Source organism: Sphingobacterium humi, assembly GCF_009768885.1.
GTDB classification, from domain to species: domain Bacteria; phylum Bacteroidota; class Bacteroidia; order Sphingobacteriales; family Sphingobacteriaceae; genus Sphingobacterium; species Sphingobacterium humi.
The window spans coordinates 386,339-408,028 of record NZ_WSQA01000004.1 but is presented as its reverse complement, the minus strand read 5'-3'; the positions used below and the strand labels follow the sequence as shown (position 1 = coordinate 408,028).

The window sequence follows — 21,690 nt, the reverse complement described above, 5'->3', positions numbered from 1 at the left end:
ACCATCAGAAAAAAACAATGAAATCCAAAAACAAAAACAAAGACAACCCTATTTAGTATAAAAAATAAGGCGTAAACCTAATTTAGTAATCAGTTCGCTTTTTGTAAACCTATTTCAGTATAAGACAACGCCATACTAACTACTGCGACAAGCCCTTCTACTTCCCTTTCTCACCCCTTTCTCACCCGTATCAATCCCCTTTGCAAAGGCAGGAGCAAGGGAAGAGAAAGGAGATAGATAGGCTATGGTATAAACTTGCTTTTGTGTGTTTCTTGGCGCGATGCCTAAGGGCTTGTTATTTTCTTCTTATCTTTAAGTATTATCCAATCAAACTAAACACGCAAAATGCTTATGAATAGCTATTCGAAAATGCTAGCCCATGCCCTTCTTTTTTTTTCCTGCTTTGCTGCTCCGCAGTGCTTACTGGCCCAGCAGGCTACCAAACAACCCGTAAAGGTTATTTTTGATACCGATATGGGCCCCGATTATGATGATATTGGTGCCATTGCAATGTTGCATGCCCTGGCCGATCAAGGGGAGTTGGAAATTTTAGCCAGCCTAGCTAGTGATGCGCATGTGGATATTGCGCCTACCATCGATCTTTTTAACCGCTATTTTGGTCGCCCTGCTATTCCCATTGGCGAGGCCGATCGTGCTTTAGCGCCGAATTTTACCGCTAAAACCGACTGGGGCGATAAGCTGATCCGACAGTTTGAACCTAGCCTTAAAAACAAACGCTATACGCCGGCGCTGGATGTGTATCGTAAGGTGCTGGCGGCGCAACCCGATCAATCGGTTACTTTAATTACGGTAGGCTTTATGACGAATATTGCCCAGCTTATGGCTTCCGGTGCAGATGCCTATTCTGATCTTTCGGGGATGGAGCTGATCAATAAGAAGGTGAAGTTATGGGTATGTATGGCGGGAGGTTTCCCGCAAGGCAGGGAATTTAATGTGTTTAAGGACGAGAAATCTTCCTATGCTGTTTTTCCGCATTTCCCACGGCCTATTTTGTTTACGGGCGTTGAGTTGGGTAGGCATATTAAAACAGGAGGTAAGGTGGCCGCTACGAAAGATAGCAGTAACCCGGTTTCGGTAGGCTATCAAATCAATCTGCCGGTTTATTTGGATAAACCGGATACCGACCGTAGCTCTTGGGATCAAACCGCAGTGCTCATTGCGGCAAGAAATCCGGAGCAGTATTTTTATGTGAGTGGCCCGGGGAAATTTAAGGTGGAGAAAGATGGCTCGAATACCTGGGAGCCTACAGAAGAAGGTCAACATCGCTTTATTATGCATAAGTATCCGTATCAGGTGATCGCTGATGTGCTGGACGAGCTGATGCTGCATAGGCCTAAAAAATAAGAAAGAGGCCTATGGGAGGCCTCTTTCAAACTATGAATGTTAGGGAATAAATTTGCTTGTTTGTCTGGTTTCAGTTTATTGTAACTGAAGGGTCATCTCTACTTCAGGTTTGCTCACGCCTTTGATTTTTCCGTAGGCATTTCCAGATTCAAAATAATAATCTAAGCTAATCGGGCCGGATAATAAAAAGGCATCCATTTGATCCATAATAACCGCAGTATAGCCGCCCGTAGCTGCTGTTCTTTTCTTCAGCGTGTATTGCTTGGTTGCCGCATCAAAAGTATAGTCGTATACAATGGTAGTCGCCCAGCCTGAGGTTCCGCCATTCTGACTAGCAAAACCAGTTAAGGTTATGCGTTTATTGACCAAATCCCACTTCAAGTCTAAATAACCGTGGTTAAAGGTGTAGCCTGTCGCGCGGTTTGCTAAATTTTCATGGTATCTTTTTAAGATTGTTAAACCCGCGGCAGATGTACCAGGGAAGTAGGTTAAGTAAGGGCTACGGATACTTGGGAATTTTAAGCCGATTAAATCGGTTAATGGTACAATAGCACTCGTACTACTTTTAATTTCGAATTTTTCACCTTCTTTGGTTTGCGCGAATATTTTTTCGCCTTCAAAGGAGAAATTACGAAGGTTGGCAGGCCCTACCTTTAGGGTATCAGGCATTTCCATCCCTTTCAAGGTGAAGAAAAAAGGCGATACTTTACTAAACACAGGTTTTCCATCTTGCAAGCTTGCGGCGTCCAACACTTTACCGTTCATATTGATAAAGAATTGGTATTTCACATTGTTTATTTCAGCATAGGCCACCGGATTGCTTTTAAAGAACGCTTTTGTTTTTTCGATTTGAACGAGGTAGTCTCCTTTTTCGTAGCTTGCTTTTTCGGCAGCTGTTGCTGGTGTTAATACCAAGTCTGTGGCATATCTACGTCCTTTAAATACGATGGAATCGGCCGTTTTTTTCACCAGGTCAAATTCGATATCACTTTTCAATCCGTCGCCACGTACGCCACCCATGGTTCCCGGGTTGGGGTCATTTAGCAAGTGGATGTAATTATGGGTTTCGAAGCCCAGCATTGGCCCATTAACCATGCGAATGCGGTAGGCCGATTCTTTCATGTTAGCGGCACTATTTGTATTGATATCGGCTATCATTTTAACGCGGTTATTCGCATCGAACTGCATAAAGTAGCCGTAATTTCCGCGGGATAAGGTTTGGTTATACACCTTCCAACCGTTAGGTGCTTCGGTTAACTGTGCTAATACTTCTGCTTGTAATTTGCCCATGCGCTCGGCAGGCGTTTCATTGAATAGTAAATCCACCTCTTGTTTGGCACAACCGGTAAAAAGCAACAGTAGGCCCAAGATATATGTAAAGATATTTTTTAAAATCATGATGTTTCTTCTTTTAGGCACTATTTTACAACTCGGTTGAAATCAAAATTGATATAGCTATTGCGATCATCCAATTTATGGAAACCTCCAGATTCAAAGAAGCCTTCGTCTAAACGTGTTTTGGATGGGCTGGATAGCGACCAATCTAATTTAAAGGTGCCGGAGGTTAAATATTTACCGATGCTGTTCATAAATTCGTTCATAAATAAATCAGCATTCGCGTATGTTGTGGTTGTTCCTTGCGCTGTTTTCGTGAAACTGATGGTTTGCTTGGCCACATCATAGGTATAGCTGAAGTTATAATCGGCATTATAGAGGGTGGTGGTATTTGAACCAGCACTTCCTCTAAATGGCATTCGGATTACAATATTATTGTTCTTAGCCGTCATCATAAATATTAATCCTGAAGGCAAGGTGTACTTTGAGGTATATTTATCACTTACCCCTTTTTCCAACGCTTCATAAATGGTTTTAACGTCTGCCGATAGATTTTCTTTCAGCAAAATTGGGTTTGTAAATAAACCTTCTGTTAGCCACCAAGGGCCTAAGGCTTGGTATGCTTTATCGTTATACTGGGTATACATAATATTAGCCATTTCGCGTTGTAGCCTTCTAAAGTCTATATTATGCGAATCGCGGAAATAGGCTACCACAGATGCTTCCTTTTTCTTCAGTCGTTGATAGGTTAGGGCATTGTATTTTTTTGCTTGGTTATCATACCATAATTGCCCTTGCAATAAAAGGTGCGCCGATGTTTCCGCGAAATCCTCAAAGTATTGGGAGCGCGCGTAGCGAGATATAAAGCCCAAGCTATCGGATAAAGCTTGTGGATTGAGGGTGTTATTGGCCCAATCGTCGAAATAATCACCTTCGGAAATGCCTTCAAAATCTTTAGGCATGGCTTTGGTCTGTTGCAAGGTGTGGGTGAACTCGTGGTGAATGGTCCGCAAGCGTCTTCTTACCTGTTCAGCATTGGTGATATCTAAGTAGTTCACCTGGTATAGGGTAATATTGCGGCCACCTGCTGCTGTTCCCAATACCTCAGTGCCATCATTGTTATAGGATGTCGATCCGTATAATACCCACTCTTTCGGGGTGTAGGTTTTAATAAACTCCTTACCAGCAACCGTTTCATAGGGTTTTAGAAAGGCATTTAATACCACTTCCATTTGCGGCTGTACGCGGGATTCTTCTACCGGCGCCAGGTTTCTTTCAATATTCCCTTTGTAGCGGTCATATCGGTAAATTACCTCGATGTTGTAGGGCTCCAATAAGGTTTTTGTTAACCAGTTATCTAACTCGTTCGGAACGAAGGATTGACTATTATCGAATTGATAATCAATTTTATCTTCTTTCTTACAGCCAAATACGGCAATAAGTAGGAAGCTTGCTATATATAAATAAGATCTTTTCATGGGTTTCCTTTTTATCTAGGATTTGGTTCAAGGCCTGAATTTTTCACACTCTCCGGCAATTGGAAGACACGTCTGAGGTCGTCCTTTTTCAGCACCTCAAAAGTTTCTAAGCCAGTTTCATCAATATGGTTATGTTGAATTTCCAACTGATGTCTGTTGATGTCAAACCAACGCATCCCTTCGTGGAAGAATGCCCTTTGCTTAAAGTCTAACACGGTTTTAATTAAGCCTTCTTTCGGGTCGCTTGTTTCAAAAAACGCGGCTATTTTGTCCAGGGTTACCTGATGTGCATTGGCATCGTAGTTTTGGATACGTGGGTAGACAAAGTCGTTCAAATCTTTTAGCGCCAGGCTATTTTGACCGAGTTGTACATAGGCTTCAGCGCGGTTAATTAAGGCCTCATCTAAGGAAAATAAACATTGCAGGGTATAGTTGTACCCAATGTTTGAAAGCGGGTTGGTTACGAAGAAAAGACCTGGGTATTTAGTTACGGTCAACTTATCATCTCCATAGGATCCATAACGTTGGTAGAATTCCTTGCCAGCCGCTGTTTTACTGTTCAAGAAATCGCGACGGTTATTTCCTAAACCATAACGTCCATTCCCGGCAATACTGGCAAAAGAAGAATACACATTGGCCAATAAGAGGTTGTAAGGGCCTTCAGAACTCATGAATTCTAAAGGTACTACGGAAAACTCTGCTGTTCTAAGCCTATTGGCTACCGGGCGTAAATTATCACGGAAATTGTTATCCGGCATAATGGCTGTTGCAAATTGCACTACTTTTTGGTATTCCCCTTTATGCAAGTAAAAACGAGCAGCAAACGCATTAGCAGCTTGTGGGTTAAAGTGGTATTTGGTGACTTTAAAAGTGGCCCCATTGATCAGTTTCAATCCTTCGACTAAGTCTTTCTCAATGTTTTCATAAACGGAAGCCACGGTTCCACGTTCGTAGTCTTTAAATACCACGGTTTCAGGTTCCAATACGTAAGGAATACCTGGGGAGCTGTTGTCTCCACCGATTACATAAGCTTTGGCAAAAATGCTGACCAACATATGGTGCACATAAGCACGGGCTAATAGGGCTTCGCCACGTAATTGTTTTCCTCTTTCGCCGAAATCATTTTGTTCCAAAGCTTCTAGGGCTTGGTTGGAAGCCGCAATAGCAGAATAGGCCGCATTCCAATAGGTGTTTGGCGCATTGTTTCCGCTGGTTTGCATCACCTCTTTCCAGAAGTAGCTATCGAAAGCGATATCATTCTGATTTCCTACACCTGGGCCTTTATCTGTGGAGTTATCAGAGGCAAGTTCGGTAAATAATAAGTAATCATATTGCGGATAAGCGGTTACCAAAAGTTGGGCTACTTTCTCCGGGGTATTGATGTCAGTTCGCATATCGGGATTGACATCCAAGTATTTCGAGCAACTACTGGCAAACACCGTCATTGCAGCGATAGCCAAGGCTTTATAGATTGATTTTGTGTTTCTGATTTTCATGATGTCCATTTTAGAATCCCATTTTTAATGAAAATGTATACTGACGTGGAATTGGTAATGCCACCCCGCCGTTTCCGAAGAATTCCGGGTCGGCACCGTTTAATTTCTTATCGGAATATAATAGGGCCACATTGTTTCCAACTAAGGCTACCTCCATGTTTCTCATTTTTAGACGATCTGTAATGGATTGCGGAAGTCTGTAAGACAGGGAGATGTTCTTGAAGCGGATGAAGTCACCTTTCGCTACGCGTTGATCGGAATAGTTATAAGCGAAATACGAATAACGTGGATCATCGGCCATGAAGAATTCGGACACCAATGGGTCTAAGATGGTTGGGATGGTTGTTTTAGCTTCGTCACCAGGCATCATCCAACGGTTTACCATGTCTCTTGACATCACGACATCATCCGTTAAATACGGCGAGAAGGATGGTTGTAAGCGCACGTAGTTTCCGAATCCGAAAGTAAATAATACCGATAGGGTTAAGTTTTTATACGCAAATTGGTTATAGAAACCACCGGTGGTTACCGGATCTACCGGGCCATGGTATTTCAAGTAATCGATACTTGTACTTTGAAAATCGACACGGGTTGCGGTTTCATTTCCTGCTTGGTTTACAAAGCGTGGGAAACCATATTCAGGGTCTAATCCATTGAATTTAATCGAGAATAAACCACGTTGGTCATAATTTAATAAAGGACCACCTTCGGCACGAATTAATGTCCAAATGTTTGGATTTACTTCGAGTTCGGTAATTTTATTTTTGTTGATGGCGAAGTTGAAGGAAGTTCTCCAACGGAAATCATCGTTTTTGATTGGTGAGCCGCCGATGGTCGCTTCGATACCTTTTCCTGACATTTTACCGGCATTGGCTACCTTACGGAATTGCCCACCGATACCTGAGGTCGTTACGGTACTGATCAAATCGAAAATATCACGTTTGTATAAGTCTACCGTCAAGTCGATTTTATTATGGAATAAGGATAAATCGGCCCCTAGGTTTGTTTCATATAATTTCTCCCAGGTTAGTCCGGAGTTTGCTAAACTGGAGATTCCAATTAAGGTTTCTTTATCCAATTCTGTCGGACGGTAAGTTAAGCGGTTGTAGAATAAGGCATCAGAGTTACGTGCATTTCCTAAACTGGCCACTAAACCGTAGGTACCGCGGATACGGGCTCCGGAAATAATCGGATTATCAGCGTTAAAGAACGACTCCTGATCTAGATCCCAGGCACCGGAGATGTTCCAGGTTGGTAACCAACGTGCTGTTTTCGAGCTTCCCATTAAGTTTGATCCGTCGTAACGGGTGGTGAAGTTCATGCTATATTTGCCCGCATAGGCATAGGCAGCACGTAAGGCATAAGCCACGAAACGATCTTTGGTATAGCCCATCGAGAAATACGGGTTTACTAAGTATTGTGCTCTTTCGAAGTATTTGTAATCTGGGTTAACAATTCCGGAGTTCTCGTATTGGTATCCCACTCCGTCAAAGCTATCGTATTGTCTGTCGGTATAACGCAATTCCATAGATCCGAACACATTAACACGGTGATCGGTGTTGATGGTTGCATCATACTCCAAGTTATGTCTGAAGTAGTAGTTCACTAGGTCATTGCTGTTGGTGTTATAGAAACCACCTTCAGGAAGCACAACATAAGGCAGCTCGGTTGGAGCAAACGGACGCTCGAACAGAAAGCGGTTGTTATCCATGATATAAGGATCCATGCCATGGGCCTGGTATGCTTTTACCATGTTTGAGTTTTCTTTGATATAGTGTTTGCGGGTTGTTTTCGCGTAACGATAAGAACCATCGGCCGAATAGGTGAAATTCTTGATAAACTTGTACTTGAAACCTGCCTGCACTTTTAATTCGTTCATGCCCAATTCCAGGTAGTTATTCTCCAATTCGTTGATAATGTTGAAAGGGGCGAAGTTACGTTGGAAGTATTCCAGGTTGCCATTTTCATCATATGCAGTCATTAAACGGCTGGTGTTTAAGGAATACGAGAAGGGGTTAATATCGAAGTCGCGGGAATATTGACCGAATACCGGATCGGAGTTACGGGTCAATGTTCCTGGCGTGCGTTGATCACGGATGGAACCGTTTACTAAGATTTCCCCGGAGAACTTATCGCTCATTTTAAAGTTTGTGCGTAAGTTGGCGGTATATCTTTTTACTTTATCGCCCAGGGTTTGTCCACTGTCGTTGGTAAAACTGGTAGAGGCATACGTTTGTGCTTTGCTCGTACCCGAGTTAAAACTTAAGGAGTGTTCCTGCAATAAAGAGTTCTTAAACAAAAGATCGAACCAATCGGTATTGGCATCTGCATAGCGTTTTAAGAATGCGTTTTTCGAAGCTTCGTCGTTTTTAAGGCTGTAGGTATCTGTTTCCGCATTATAATCGTAAATCTGATTATACATTTTGTAAAAGATTCCTCCGTTCGGCATGTTTTTAGAAGCACCGTGCGAGAAAGCACCTTTGCGTTCCATCTCCATTAATACCGACATTTGTTCCCCAGAATTCATGATGTCGAATTGGTTATAATTCGGCTTCAGGTAGGTCGTAAGCGTCGAGTTTAAATTAATTTGTGGAGCACCGTCGGTTTGAACCCCTCTTTTTGTCGTTACGACAATTACCCCGTTCATGGCACGCGCACCATACATGGCGGTTGCGGCGGCATCTTTTAAGATGGTCATCGACTCAATGTCGTTCGGGTTTAATCCGGCAACAGAAGATCCGATTAGGGTATTGGCGTCACCCGTAGAAAGGGCTTCGTTGGAGATGTTTACAATATCTTCCAAGATAATTCCATCGACTACCCATAATGGCTTGTTATCACCTGATAGGGAAGTGGCACCACGAACACGAATTTTAGGGGCAGCACCGAAAGTACCCGATACGTTTTGTACCGATACACCGGCGGCCTGGCCTTCTAGCATACGTGAAATATCAGGTACACCCGCACGCTCGGCATCCTTCGCATTCACCTTGGTGGTAGCTCCGGTGAATAACTTGCGATCCAAGGTTTGGTAACCTGTTGCAACAACTTCAACAGCATCTAAGGCCTGATCTTGGCTATCTAAGATGATGTGAATACTGGTGCGACCATCAACAGCAACTTCTTTGCTTTTATACCCCACATAACGAACCACAAGGGTAGCGTTGGCTGGCGCATTTAAACTATAGGCACCAGTTTCGTTAGAGGTGGTTCCTGCCGTGCCGCCTTTGACCTCAATAGATGCATTGGCTAAAGCTTTGCCATCGCTGCCTTTCACGGTACCCGTAACCCGGTGTTGTTGTGCTCTGTAGCCAGTAACTACCACAGGTTTTGAATCTGTTTTGTAGTTGACCGTAATGGTGTTTGCAATAATTTTAAACGAGTAGTTCTTGTCATTTAATAGTTGGTCTAATACCTCCCGCAGCGGACTGTTACTCACATTTAAACTAACAGATGGTGCATATTTCAATACATCATCGCTATACAAAAACTTGTACTTTGTCTGCTTGCTGATTAACTGAAAAGCATGTTCGAGCTTGGCGTTTTTCAAGGCCAGCGACACGTTTTGTGCAGTTCCCTCAGCATACACACAGGACATAAAAACCAACAATAAGAATGTTGTAATTTTCATAATTCGGACAATTATGCCAAAAGGAGGGCCAAATAGCTTTTTGCTCCTTTTGCCAAATGAGATGTTATTCATACATTTGATGATTGAGTTAATTAATTAAGGTTTCTACTGATTTTTAACTTGAAAGCTGACAGGGGTGCTGCAACACTCCTGTTTTTTTTCGTTTTTTGGTTTGTGTAATCTTTATTTCATCGTTTATTTTTTGGTTATTTTCAATTTATTCTCCTCCAGACTAAAGTGTAAATCGCTGACAAATTCCAGCATGGTGATGACTTCAGACAGCTTCGCATCTCGACGGATTTCCCCTGAATAGGTTTCCGTAAGCGATACATTGCTGGCAAATGATATATCTAAATTGTACCACAGCTTAAGCTGGTTGGCAATGTCGACGATATTATCTCCCTTAAAGTAAAATTCATTGTTTTTCCACGCTAAGTCCTTCTGCAAGTTGGCCTTGCGAACGACAATAGCGTTGGCTCTAACCTCGGCACTTTGACCCGGGCTGATGAGTTGCTGTTGGGAATCGCTGGAAACTTCCACCGAACCCTCAGCAAGGGTTGTTTTGGCATTCCTGCCATAGGCCGACACATTGAAGTGAGTACCTAATACGCGGGTGCTGCTGTTTTCTGTAATGACGTAGAAAGGCTTATTGGTATTTTTGGCAACCTCAAAATAGGCTTCCCCTTTGAGGAATACCTTGCGCGAATCGCCCTCAAATTTGGTTGGGAACTTGAGTTCGCTCCCTGCATTTACCCATACAGAGGTTCCATCAGACAGGGTCAATTGGAAATGGTTCGCCGTTGGTACAACCAGGGTATTCAGCAAGGCTACCGTTGGGGTTGCGTCCTGCTGCGCGTTGGATGCTCTTGTGCTGTTTTGGAAAATGCTATCGTTGATGCTTAATTTCTCGTCCACCTGCTTTTCTTCACCATTGGCCATGATAATGCGCGCTCCTAATAAAGCTGGCGCAACATCCTGCTGTATAGCGATGCTGCTTAGGTTTGTTTCTGGGCTGGTTTCATGTTGCTGGCTCCATAGGTAATAGCCTATTCCACAAGTTAGTACAAGGCTGGCTGCCATACCCCAATAGCGTAGACCCCTTGATTTAGGTCGTTTTTTTTGAACTTTCTCCCAAGCGTCCTGTGTATCCAGGTTGGTTAACCAAGCTATTTCTTCTTGATCGGGCTTGCTGGACAATAGGTTCTCTTCGAAGGTACTGTGTCGAGGATTGGACTTACGCCAATGTTCCAGTTCCATTCGTTCTTGATCGGTAAGCTCATTGCGATAATTTTTGATCAATAATTGGGCTATTCGGATTGCGGTTATAATCATGGTTCATAAATAGAGAACCGCAAAGCCCGGAATGGGGTGACAAGAAAAATAAAAAAAATGATTATTGATTCAACATCAACAGAAATAGGGAGAAATATTCAGGCTTTAACACATTGCGCAAGGCCTTTAACCCTCTCTTTTTGTGGGTTTTAATAGTGTTTATGCTGATTTCCATTTCCTTTGCTATTTCTTCCGTGGTTAATCCATCGAAATAGCTAAGTTGGAATATTTTTTGGCAAGTTTCCGGTAATTGTTCCAAGGCAACATGAATTGCGAAGGTGAATTCGGATTGGATAATCTGTTGTTCGAAGTCGATGGAGTCAAATTCGGTATAGGGCGTTCTTTCCCAATATTTCTTTTCGGAAAGACCTTTTCGACTTTGGTTGAAGACTGCAAAACGAATGGATGAATATAAAAAGGCTTTGACAGCAGCCTCGTCAGGGGACACCTTCTCCTTGTTTAAGTAATAGGCAGCAAAGGCATCCTGGGCCAAATCTTCGGCCAGGTTTTTATCCTTCACCATCTTCCAGGCGAAATAACAGAGGAGCTTATAGTATTTATCAAATAATACCTTATCCGTGTTAATCATTGATATCCCTAACGTGTTTAATAGAAAGTGTGTGCATTGGAGCGAAACGTCCTTTCATAATTTATTCGGGATAAAAGTATAAAAAACAATAGAATATTAAAATAATATTAACAGAAGTTGTAATGACTTGATGTCAAATTTTAAAAAGTAGGCAAAAAAGGCTGTTTGGGTGCTTTTCTTTTGTAACGGAATGGAGTCGCAATTCCTAAACTCTTGCTGTTCTGGAATCTCCTTTTTCACTGGAGGAATCCCTAATCCGGGGTGTTGTAAGGATCCTGACCTTCGGCTAGTAAACTGTCTATTCTTGTTTTTATAATTTCGGCATCAGCATTGACTAATTCTGTCATGTGGTTGGTTAATTCGTAATAAGCTTCATGTGGGCGAAGGCGCAATTCCACCATAACGTCGGTGGATCCCCAAAAATAGTCGTAAACCAATGCTATTCCGTTTTCATCGCCTTGGAGATAGTCGGCAAGGCTGGCGCAGCAATTCAGCATGGGCAATATTTCTCGGTAGTTTTCACTAAACATGAGGCATAGGAAAGTCCATTCTTGCGATGCTTCATCATATTCTTCCATAGCTACGGCTCGCCTATCGGCTAAGAGTTCATCAAAAACCGCTCTGTTTGTCGCGGCTTGGATGAAAAGTCCTTGGGGTAAGTCCATCGGACTATACATTTTCCGGCTTTGCCACCAGGCTTCTTGGTTCTTGCTAGCGGTAGCTGTAGCAGGTCTTGCGGCAAAGAAGCTGTTTAAGTGAGACTGCTCAATCTTGACTTTTATGTATAAGCTACTTGGTTCTGACATGATTTAAGGGCTAAAGGAGTTGAAATTTAAATAGAAAATATCCGCCAGCGATCACCAACATCGGCAGGGCAAAGGCCATCAGGATGATGCTGGCTAAGTACAAACCCCAATAGGTTAATAGCCGTACATCCTGCGGATTCGTCGGGTTATAGGCAATGGCCACCTGCTCATCAATCTGATAGGCTGCCGGATTTGACTTGTAATTAGGACTAAACGTAAGGGTTTTATCGGATACTTGATATTTCATTACCGGTTGGTACATCATGCTGCTCTCTTTGGCATTGCCTGATTGTACCAATCGGTTCTCAATAACAGTTGCCTGACTTCTTACACTGGCGCCCAAAAACTGCTTGGTTTGTAGGAATTGCCATATCGATGCTACGAATAAGCCTATCCCGATAACTACGATGAGTCCTAATATAAAGTCGATCATTTTCATGTTGATTATTATGCTGTTAGCTGCATACCACTTGATACCTGGAGCTTATTGATTGAGAAAAGGGAATTGCTTTTCAAACATAGGGCCAACCAAGGGTAGTAGTTTCTTAACTTCATTTACAGCATGAATGATGCCTATTATCATGAAGATTAAAAATACAATGCCAAAGTAACTTAATAACATCGCGATGCTAGGCGAAATAAAGGTGATGATCGTAACGATGATATTATAGATAATTCCCAATATCAAGAGGCCTAATCCTTGTTTTAAATGGAATTTGCTTAAGTCATCACGTGTATCCTTACCCGCAAAGAATGCTACTAACCATAGGATTCCTAAATAGCTTAAAATAGATTGTGTTTTTCCGTTCATGATCTTTCGTTTTTTGTTTCCCTAAAGTTCCAGATTAAGAATTTAGGAATGAATATCAACAGCTTGACAAAGCATCTACAGGAATTTTAGAACTATATACAAACTATACACAAGAAGTTCCGGAAGGCTTATAGCGTGGATTTAGCACTGTTTTTTGTTACAATAGGCTTTACATGGAAAGATGGCTTTAGTATACAAAGGTTAGCGTTGTAGCTGATTTACTACATTTTAGGCTTTTTATTAAAATTCTCTAAGCTTGAAATGGGAAATATTCAGAGGGAGTTTTCTAATTAAATACTATGTTTATTGCGCTACGACGCACTGTTGTAAGCCTTGGCTTTGCATCGGAATAGCACATTGAACACAGTAAAGAAAGATATGAAGCACATGAAATTAACTGACTTAAGTTTTGAGGCGCTATTGAAGCTCCGCAGAAATACGTTTGTTTTTGTCATGATCTCCAGCATGGTCAGTCTATTCATGCTGTTAATAGTGGCTTTCTTATTGAACGATGTTCAATACATCCTGTTGCTGGTACTTGGTTTAGCCGCGATAACTAGTATCCTACCGGGTTTTATAAAGTTTATACAAATTAACCAAGAGTTGCGCCAGCGCGTGCGACAAGCAGTGAAAACTAATACTATTCACTAAGCCTTTCCGGCGATAGGCTTTTTATAAAACAGATCCGTTTTCAGGCTGTCCGGCTTGATTCCTTATCCCTTCTTCCTCGTTACTAGCTCTACCATACAGTAGATGGATTATATGATTCCGCTCAGCTGTTCTTCTCGGTTTTGTATATACATATCATCTACAGAACTGCTATTTCGCTTATTTTGAGCATGGTTTTTGGATGATACGATATGATTGTCCTTTATTGTATAGCGTGCAATACAAGGAATTTATAGATAGATTGCTGTATATAATCCACGATGATGCGAATAACCTTGACCTTCCTTTTCTTATGCATACAAGTCGTATATGCCCAAACACTCACCGATAGAACGGAGAAGTTTATCAAGCGTGTGGAGCAATTGTCCTTGGTAAATCAACAGTTTCTAGGAATAGATGAGGCTAATCAGCTGCTTGAAAACCCTAAAAATGGATCGGATGACTATACGTATCTGTATGCTTATCTGGGCGGTATCTACATCAGTATGGATAGCATTCAAAAGGCTAGGCAGGTGATAGGTCAAAGTATGGAATATGCCCAGCAGTCGGATAGCCCGGTTACCAAAGCCTTCGCCCTCCGCTTTAAAGCATTATTGAATAGCTATTTTAATTTACCCGATGAGGTTGTTAAAGATGCTATTCAAGGATTGAAGCTTGTGGAAGGCTTAAAAGATCAGGCTTATATCAAATATCATCTTAATTACTTGCTGTATGCTACTTATAGCGGATGGAAGGAAGAGCAAAAGATGATGGACTATATCTTGATTGCCAAGAAGTATGCAGAGGAACTAAACAAACCTAATTACCTAGCGAATGTAGCCAATGGCCTTTCCAGCATCTACCTTTTTAGGTATCGGGAAAGCCAGAAGAAGCAGGATCTGGATAGCAATCTGTATTATATGCATCAGGCCTATCAATTGTATCAGCAGCATCCAAAGGAGGTATCTGGAAATACCTTGGTGGTTATTGCGGTCAATTATGCGAATTACTTTTTAGAGCATGATAAGTCCGCTTTCGCCGAGCGGAAGAAGCAAGCCTATGCCTACTTAAGCATTGCGGAAGATGTATTGAATAAAAAGCAAGCGCAGTTTAAGCGCTGGGTGAATATCTATGGTATTAAAAGCGAATTTGCCCAACAAGAGGGTGATCTGGAATTGGCGGCTTCTTATCTTCAGGAAGCCCTAAGTAGAATCCGAGCCCAGCGCGATAATAGCCTATTGCGCTTGGAATACACGCTTTATAAAAGCTTAGCTTCCCTGAGTAAGAAGAAAAACGATATCCCGGCTGCATTGGCCTATCAGGAAAAGGCGGAAGAAGTGCTGAATAAGAACTTTGATCAAATTCAGCTGTTCAATGCGCAGAAACTGGAGATGCAATATGAGTCGGAGAAAAAGGATAGCCAGTTGAAGCTGCTTAGTGAATCGGCAGCCCTACGCCAGAAGATGAACTACCTCTACGGTGGAGTTGCCCTTCTAGCGATATTAGGACTGGCTTTTATGTTCAGGGCGTATCATTATAAGCTGCGCTATTCCATCCAACGGGAAAAGCAATTGGCCAAAGAGAAGGAGGATGCCGAACAGACAGCCGCTATGCAGATGCTTTTCGAAAAGGAAGAACAGGCCCGATTGAAAGCAGAGCAAGATCTTTTGGAGCTGAAGCATCAGCAGTTGCAGAAGGAGGCCTTGGCCAATTCCCTGCTCATCGATCATAAAAACGATATGCTCAAGCAAATCAAGCATAAAATCCAGGCCGGCGATGCTCAAGATATCAATAAGTTATTGAAGGATGAGGCCCTGTTGACCGCTGATTTTGAAGACATCAAATGGCAAATCCAGCAATTGCATCCTACCTTTTTTCAGCAATTAATGGAACGCGCCACACAAAAGCTAACAGCGCTCGATTTACGCTATTGTGCTTACCTGTATCTGCAAATGAGTACCAAACAAATTGCGCAGGTGCTGCATGTGGAGGCGCAGAGTGTCCGTATGTTTAAATACCGCCTCAAGCAGAAGTTCGGTTTGCCGAAGGAAAGTGATTTGGAGGAATTCCTGCAATCTGTTGATCCAAAGTCTAATGTATGAAACGACTTATCTTCCTCTGCCTCCACCTGACCCAGCTAGCCTATGGCCAAGCCCAGCAATCTAGCTGGATATCCATTGCGAATCTCCCAGACTTGTTCCTCGATGGGAAAATAGCGCGGGAAAAACTAGCTTTTCAATCCTGTGATATTCCTAACGCCGCTATGGGAAATACGGCCAAGGTACTGTTCAAGAGCCCGGAGGAGAATCCAGTTCGATTCACCGATGTGCTATTTCTAACGCCGCGGGAAGGTTATATCCTTGGTACGGGATTAAGTATATTCCATCGTCCTGATGCCGGTGCAAGCTGGAATCAGCTACAGTTTAGAAATCAGGGGGAAGCTTTTTTAAGCCTGGCTGAATCAAAGCAGCATGTGCTATTTGCTGGGGAGAGTCCCTATCTTTTCCGAACAAAAAAGCAGCGTCACAGCTGGGAAGCCTACGATTTGCGACAGCTCTTGCATCAAGATGAAAAGCAGCTGGAGTCGCCCGCCATTCGGATTGACAACATAAGAAACTATCAAGATAAGCTACTTATCGCCGTAGGAGCTATAAATGAAGACGCCTTCTTCATCTATTCTACCAACCAAGGGGATAGTTGGCAAAGGCTAGCCCTGCCCCCTCTGCTGCATCAAGGCCTTGCACTTCGTGATATCGCGCTTCTTTCGGAACAGCGTTGGGTATTGCTGTCGCATGGCATCGGACGCATCCTGATCACCGACGATGGCGGAAAACACTGGCAGGAGAAAACCCTGAAAATACAGACCGATAGCGATATGTCTTTTCATTGTTTGGCCCTTGCCGATGCAGGGGAAGTCTACATGGCCGGTACAGCTGCACTATATAAAAGCCAGGATGCCGGAAATACCTGGCAACGAATAGACCTCGCTAACCTGCTCGCTACCACCGGGGATATGGAAGACTGCTTGTTTACCGCCATGCAATGGCAGGATGGGAGATTGTACCTGAGTTCTCAAAACGACTATAGCGAAGATCGCAAGACCTTTGCCTATGTATATACGCCCGCCAGCGGGCAGTTCAGCGCCTTGCTAAGCCATCAGCAGGAACGGTTCCCGGGGCAAAGCCATGGAATATCGGCCATCGATAGCCAGCATATCTATTTACTCGATAGTTATACACTCTACCAAATAGAGCTGCAAAAATAAAGGCCAGACTGTTGTCTGACCTTTCTTATTGTTTAGCTTAATATCCAGGATTCTGTTTCAGCTTCTTACTTTGATTGATTTGCTCAATTGGAATAGGATACAAGAAGAAGTTCTCACTGGTTAAGCTGGGGTGCTTCTTCAGTGCATACTTGGTTCGGCATTGGTCAAACCAGGTTTCCCCCTCAAACATCAATTCTCTTTCTTTTTCATCCTGAATAGCCGTAATGTAGGCAGCCAGATTCGGATAGCTACTGATCGGCTTGGTTACACCGGCGCGATCCTGAACCATTTTCAAGGAAGCATAGGATGCCTGGCTCACACTATTATCCACGCGTGCTTTTGCTTCGGCATGAATCAAGTAAACCTCGGCTAAGCGAATCGCAGGAAAGTTCTGGCTAGCCGGGGAGAAGTTCGGGAATTTGCCCATGAATGCCCGACCGCTGGTCGCGTTCTTCTTCATGGTAAACTCCTTCCGCTTATCGTTGTCAGCATATACTTTCGCCACATTGGCTTCCTTCGCGTAGAACAGCACACTGGCATTATCGTTTGCTACGGCAGCTAGGGGGTTGGTTGCCTGGCCATCGAATTGGATCTCATAAATCGACTCTGAACTATTCTCGGTTACCCAGATATTGCTGAAGTTTGAAACCAAACTGTATTGGCCTGATTTTATGACTTCCTCCGCCATAGCAGCAGCCTGCTTATAATCATTGGTTATGGAACCTTGATACAGGTAAGCCTTCGCCAGCAAGGCTTTGGCAGCCCAGTGGGAGGCTCTCCCGCGGAAGGCATCACCCGACAGCGGGCTATTTGCCGGTAATAAGCTGGTTGCATCCGTAAGGTCTTTAATAATTTGTGTATAGATATCTGCAGGTTTAGATTGATCCATATCGTGCAGACCACTTTCCTGTGTTGCCGTTAGTGGCATAGGCACATTTCCATAGGCACGCACCAGAAAGAAGTAATTCATGGCGCGCACAAACTTAGCCTCACCCACAAACTGATTCTTCTTTTCAGCTGTAATGGTTCCTTCCGCCATCTTTGGCACCTCGTCGATAATATTATTCGCGGCATTGATGCTGCCATAAACGGCCTGCCACATATTCTGCATCCAAGGGTTGTTGGTTGTGATTTTATGGATCGCCATGACTTCGTATTCCTGGAATTTTGCCGAGTGTTCCACGTGGTCGGCGGAGAACTCCGGAATAATCACCAAGGATTGGCCGAAGGAAAAGGAGTTCATCATGGTACGATACATCCCCATCACGGCCGAGTTGGCATTGGTTTCCGAGTTAAAATAACCTTGGGCACCGATCTGTCCCAGGGGCTCGCGGTCTAAGAATTTGCTGCAGGAGCTAAGGGACATTCCTAATCCACAACAAAGGAGTAATCTGATTATATTCTTTTTCATGTGTAATTTGCGTTAGAGATTAGAAATTGACATTAAATCCAGTAGTAAACATGCGTGGCTGCGGATAGGATCCATAGTCGTAGCCATAAATCAAACCGGCATTCGCGCCGCCATGACTCGAACTTACTTCCGGGTCGAAGCCGCGGTAACTCGTAAATACATACGCATTTTGAACCGTGAAGTACCAACGCAGTTTCTTCATTTTAATCTTATTCGCTACAGCTTCCGGCAAGGTATAACCGAAGGTGATATTCCGCAGTCGGAAGAAAGAACCGTCCTGCACAAAGCGATTCGACACCTTTCCATTGTCCGAGTTTCTCGGTGTAGGTCTAGGCATATCGGTCACATCTCCCGGTTTTCTCCAGCGTCTTTCCCAATCCACAAAGGCATTGGAGCTCACGTTATAACCTTCCAGACCATTGGCCAAGCCATAGTTCAAGATATCATTGCCGTAGGTAAACTGGCCGAGAATACTTAAGTCGAAGTTCTTATAGCTAAAGTTATTGCTGATACCCCCGAAGAATTGCGGATTCGGATCCCCGATTTTGTAGATGTTATTATCTTTCGGCGGCCCAACGGTACCATCATGCGCCTGGTAGTCCACCATCCCGGTTTCAGTATTTACGCCCACCATTTTAAAGCCATAGAATACACCCAGCGGCTCACCAATACGGGCTCTGTTCACCCCTTCAATACCACCTTGCATTTCTGTTACGCCATCCGCCAGCTTTAATACTTTATTGCGGTTAAAGGTCATGTTTAGGGAGGTTGTCCATTTAAAATCACCAACTAGGTTTTTGCTCGTAATCTCAAACTCAAACCCTTTGTTTTCGATATCCCCGGCATTGGTAAAATACGAACCAAAACCCGAGCTTAACAGAATCGGCATCCCCAACAGCAGGTCGGTTGTTTTCTTATGGTAGTAATCGGCCAAAATGTTGATGCGGTTATTCAGCAGGCCAATATCGGCACCCACGTTCCATTGGTTTGTTGTTTCCCATTTCAGGCCACGGTCTCCCAATACATTGGGCACGAAGCCCGGAACACCCATATAGTTGTTTCCGGCCGAGTATAAGGAGCGGCTGGCGTAGTTGCCGATATTTTGGTTACCGGTAATCCCCCAGCTGGCACGAAGCTTCAGGTCGCTGAAGGTCTTGCTGTCTTTCAGGAAGTCTTCCTGATTGATGCGCCAGGCGGCGGCCACAGAGGGGAAGTAAGCCCAACGATTATCCGGACCAAAGCGGGAAGAACCATCGGCTCTGAAGTTGAGGTTCAAGATATATTTCTCCAGGTAATTATAGTTTAAGCGGGCAAATCCCGAAGCAATGGCCCATTCTTCCGGAAAGCTATTTGCATTGTCCACAATACCACCGGCTATTAACTGGTTGATGTCGTTGTTGGGGAAGTTCGAACGCTGGCCATGCACAAACTCCAAGCGCGATTCCTGCACCGAGAAACCACCCAGGGCATTCACATAATGATTGCCTATGGTTTTGTCGTAAGTTAAGGTCGTCTCGTTAATCCACAGTTGGTCTCTGGTATTTCTACGCGCACCAATACCACCTCTACTGGCGTATGAGCGGAGTCCGATTGGCGGCATAAAGAAAGTTTCATCAATAAAGCTCACATCCGTACCGAAGCTGGTTTTTAACAGCAATTCCGGCATAAAGTTGTACTCTGCACTGGCATTGGCCAATACCCGAAAGGTCTGCGCTTCATTGGTCGGCAATTCCAACATCGCTACCGGGTTCTCCCGAGTAATGGTAACCATGTCGTAGGCATACTTCCCGGTCGCATCGTACACCGGTACGTTCGGCGGCGAGAAGATCCCGTTCTTGGTTGGCCCTTCTTTAGAGTTCTCCTCCTGCACCCGCTGATTGATGGCACGCGTCAGGTTAATTGCTGTAGCGAAACGTAATTTATCGTTATGCTGATGGTTCAGGTTTAAACGACCACTCAGGCGGTTGAAATCCGATGTTAATAATACCCCGCCTTGCTTCATATAGCCTACGGAGGTATAATATTGTGTTTTCTCGCTACCACCGCTGGATGATAATTCATAGCTACGGGTAGCTGCGGTTCTGAAAATAGCATCCTGCCAATCCGTGTTTACATCCGGATTCGCAAATATCTGATCGGGTATTTTTGCATTCGGATCGTTCTCCAACACATATTTATACATGTCTTTCATGTAATCCTGATATTGCGTGGTATTCATCATATCATGATAGCGCTCGCGGGGAACCTGCGAAAAACCCTCGTACATATTAACGTTAAACTCCGATTGGCCTGCTTTTCCTTTCTTAGTGGTAATCAATACCACCCCATTGGCTGCTCGTGAACCATAAATGGATGAAGAAGCGGCATCTTTTAAGATTTCGATGGACTGTACGTCGGCCGGATTGATGGAGGCCAGGATGTTGATCCCCTGAGTACCACCACCGAAGTCAAAGCTCGAACCACCCGTGAAGTTCGTGGTGCTGTTTACCGGAATTCCATCAACAACGTATAAGGGATCCGAGCTAGCGTTGATGGAGGTAGTACCCCGAACGCGGATATTAATTCCCGAACCCGGAGATCCGGATTTCTGCGTCACCTGCACCCCACCTGCTTTTCCTTGAATCGCCTGGGTAATACTTGGCAACACTTCGTTTTCAATGTCTTTTGCACCAATACTCGACACGGCTGTAGGCAAGGTGGCCCTTTTCATGGTGCCATAGCCCACGGCCACAACCTGCACCGATTCAATGGTATTGGTTTCGGTTTGCATGGTTATCGCCAAGGTTTTATTGGCGCCCACCTGCTGGGAGGTTTGTTGATAGCCTACCGAATTAAAAACCAAGGTTTGATTCGGCTGGGCGGCAATCTGAAATTTCCCTTGTTCGTCGGTACTGGTGGAGATGCTGGTTCCACGCACCTGTACGGTAACCCCCGCCAAGGGACCTGAGGGGCCAGATACGGTGCCCGAAACCCCACCTTGAGTTGGCGTGTTTGTCGCTGTTACAGGGGTCTGCCCGGTCGCAACACTGCTATCTTGCACAGGCTGTTTGCTGCTATCCGGTTTTGCTGGCGGCACCGAATCCTGTACGGGTTCATCGTTGCCCGGTTCCAAGCTCACCTGTAGTGTCGTTTGGTTATTAACTGCGGTTTCTTTGGTTTTGAATCCTGATTTTAAAAACACCAAGGTACTACTGGCACCGGCGGAAATGCTAAAGTTGCCTTGGGCATCGCTAATAGCGGAGTTTGTGGTGTTTTTTTCCGTCACTACTACCCCTTCAATGGCACTGCCTTGCGGGTCGGTAATTTTCCCATTGATCTTAATGGAATCCAATGTAGAGCTGTAGGTTAATCGATTTAGTTCTAAGAGCTTAAGAACTTTGGCCTCGCTGCTTTGCCCATATAGAACAAGCGCAAAGAGGAGAAACATTGAATAATAGAGTTTCTGCATCATAAAGATTTTATACGTTTAATTGTTATATAGTTTTTCACGCTACAATTAACTTCCGGTTTAGGTTGAGGGAGC

General features: G+C 43.9%; 15 protein-coding genes. 4 read left to right on the top strand and 11 right to left on the bottom strand.

Annotated elements, in window-relative coordinates; all coding sequences use genetic code 11:
- The first annotated feature begins 351 nt into the window (after window positions 1-351).
- The gene (locus tag GQF63_RS07785) at window positions 352-1,365 is read left to right on the top strand and encodes a nucleoside hydrolase (RefSeq protein ID WP_160368640.1); all 1,014 of its coding nucleotides are present in this window, start codon (window positions 352-354) and stop codon (window positions 1,363-1,365) included.
- A gap of 75 nt (window positions 1,366-1,440) precedes the next feature.
- On the opposite strand, the gene GQF63_RS07780 is transcribed toward GQF63_RS07785, so the two are convergent.
- From GQF63_RS07780 to GQF63_RS07740, 9 genes are all read right to left on the bottom strand, one after another.
- Window positions 1,441-2,763, bottom strand: a complete 1,323-nt coding sequence (locus GQF63_RS07780) for a DUF4302 domain-containing protein (RefSeq protein ID WP_160368639.1) — start codon at window positions 2,761-2,763, stop codon at window positions 1,441-1,443.
- 20 nt (window positions 2,764-2,783) lie between these two features.
- On the bottom strand, window positions 2,784-4,178 hold the full coding sequence (locus GQF63_RS07775; protein ID WP_160368638.1) for a substrate import-associated zinc metallohydrolase lipoprotein: 1,395 nt from the start codon (window positions 4,176-4,178) through the stop codon (window positions 2,784-2,786).
- Between the two features lie 11 nt (window positions 4,179-4,189).
- Window positions 4,190-5,674, bottom strand: a complete 1,485-nt coding sequence (locus tag GQF63_RS07770; RefSeq protein ID WP_212592496.1) for a RagB/SusD family nutrient uptake outer membrane protein — start codon at window positions 5,672-5,674, stop codon at window positions 4,190-4,192.
- Between the two features lie 10 nt (window positions 5,675-5,684).
- Window positions 5,685-9,305: a SusC/RagA family TonB-linked outer membrane protein gene (locus GQF63_RS07765; RefSeq protein ID WP_212592495.1), complete on the bottom strand. Its 3,621-nt coding sequence runs from the start codon at window positions 9,303-9,305 to the stop codon at window positions 5,685-5,687.
- Window positions 9,306-9,500: 195 nt separating this feature from the next.
- Window positions 9,501-10,637: a FecR family protein gene (locus tag GQF63_RS07760; RefSeq protein ID WP_160368637.1), complete on the bottom strand. Its 1,137-nt coding sequence runs from the start codon at window positions 10,635-10,637 to the stop codon at window positions 9,501-9,503.
- 61 nt (window positions 10,638-10,698) lie between these two features.
- A complete protein-coding gene (locus GQF63_RS07755; RefSeq protein ID WP_160368636.1) occupies window positions 10,699-11,226 on the bottom strand; it encodes an RNA polymerase sigma factor in 528 nt (175 codons plus the stop codon).
- A gap of 251 nt (window positions 11,227-11,477) precedes the next feature.
- Complete coding sequence (locus GQF63_RS07750) at window positions 11,478-12,032, bottom strand: hypothetical protein (protein ID WP_160368635.1); 555 nt, start codon at window positions 12,030-12,032, stop codon at window positions 11,478-11,480.
- A gap of 10 nt (window positions 12,033-12,042) precedes the next feature.
- Complete coding sequence (locus GQF63_RS07745; RefSeq protein ID WP_160368634.1) at window positions 12,043-12,471, bottom strand: DUF3592 domain-containing protein; 429 nt, start codon at window positions 12,469-12,471, stop codon at window positions 12,043-12,045.
- Window positions 12,472-12,516: 45 nt separating this feature from the next.
- Window positions 12,517-12,843 (bottom strand): DUF4870 domain-containing protein, encoded by a 327-nt coding sequence (locus GQF63_RS07740; RefSeq protein WP_160368633.1) that lies wholly within the window; start codon window positions 12,841-12,843, stop codon window positions 12,517-12,519.
- 387 nt (window positions 12,844-13,230) lie between these two features.
- Between GQF63_RS07740 and GQF63_RS07735 the strand changes: the two genes are divergently transcribed.
- The 3 genes from GQF63_RS07735 (at window position 13,231) to GQF63_RS07725 (ending at window position 16,756) form a co-directional block, all read left to right on the top strand.
- On the top strand, window positions 13,231-13,494 hold the full coding sequence (locus tag GQF63_RS07735; RefSeq protein ID WP_160368632.1) for a hypothetical protein: 264 nt from the start codon (window positions 13,231-13,233) through the stop codon (window positions 13,492-13,494).
- Between the two features lie 278 nt (window positions 13,495-13,772).
- The gene (locus tag GQF63_RS07730; protein ID WP_160368631.1) at window positions 13,773-15,593 is read left to right on the top strand and encodes a hypothetical protein; all 1,821 of its coding nucleotides are present in this window, start codon (window positions 13,773-13,775) and stop codon (window positions 15,591-15,593) included.
- On the top strand, window positions 15,590-16,756 hold the full coding sequence (locus GQF63_RS07725; RefSeq protein ID WP_160368630.1) for a YCF48-related protein: 1,167 nt from the start codon (window positions 15,590-15,592) through the stop codon (window positions 16,754-16,756). The genes GQF63_RS07730 and GQF63_RS07725 overlap by 4 nt, the downstream gene beginning before the upstream one ends.
- 37 nt (window positions 16,757-16,793) lie before the next feature.
- Here the strand turns inward: GQF63_RS07725 and GQF63_RS07720 are convergent, their stop codons facing one another.
- Window positions 16,794-18,167 carry a RagB/SusD family nutrient uptake outer membrane protein gene (locus tag GQF63_RS07720; protein ID WP_246163382.1) on the bottom strand — a complete coding sequence of 458 codons (1,374 nt, stop codon included), beginning with the start codon at window positions 18,165-18,167 and terminating at the stop codon, window positions 16,794-16,796.
- Window positions 18,168-18,186: 19 nt separating this feature from the next.
- Window positions 18,187-21,618 carry a SusC/RagA family TonB-linked outer membrane protein gene (locus tag GQF63_RS07715; RefSeq protein WP_160368629.1) on the bottom strand — a complete coding sequence of 1,144 codons (3,432 nt, stop codon included), beginning with the start codon at window positions 21,616-21,618 and terminating at the stop codon, window positions 18,187-18,189.
- Window positions 21,619-21,690 lie beyond the last annotated feature (72 nt).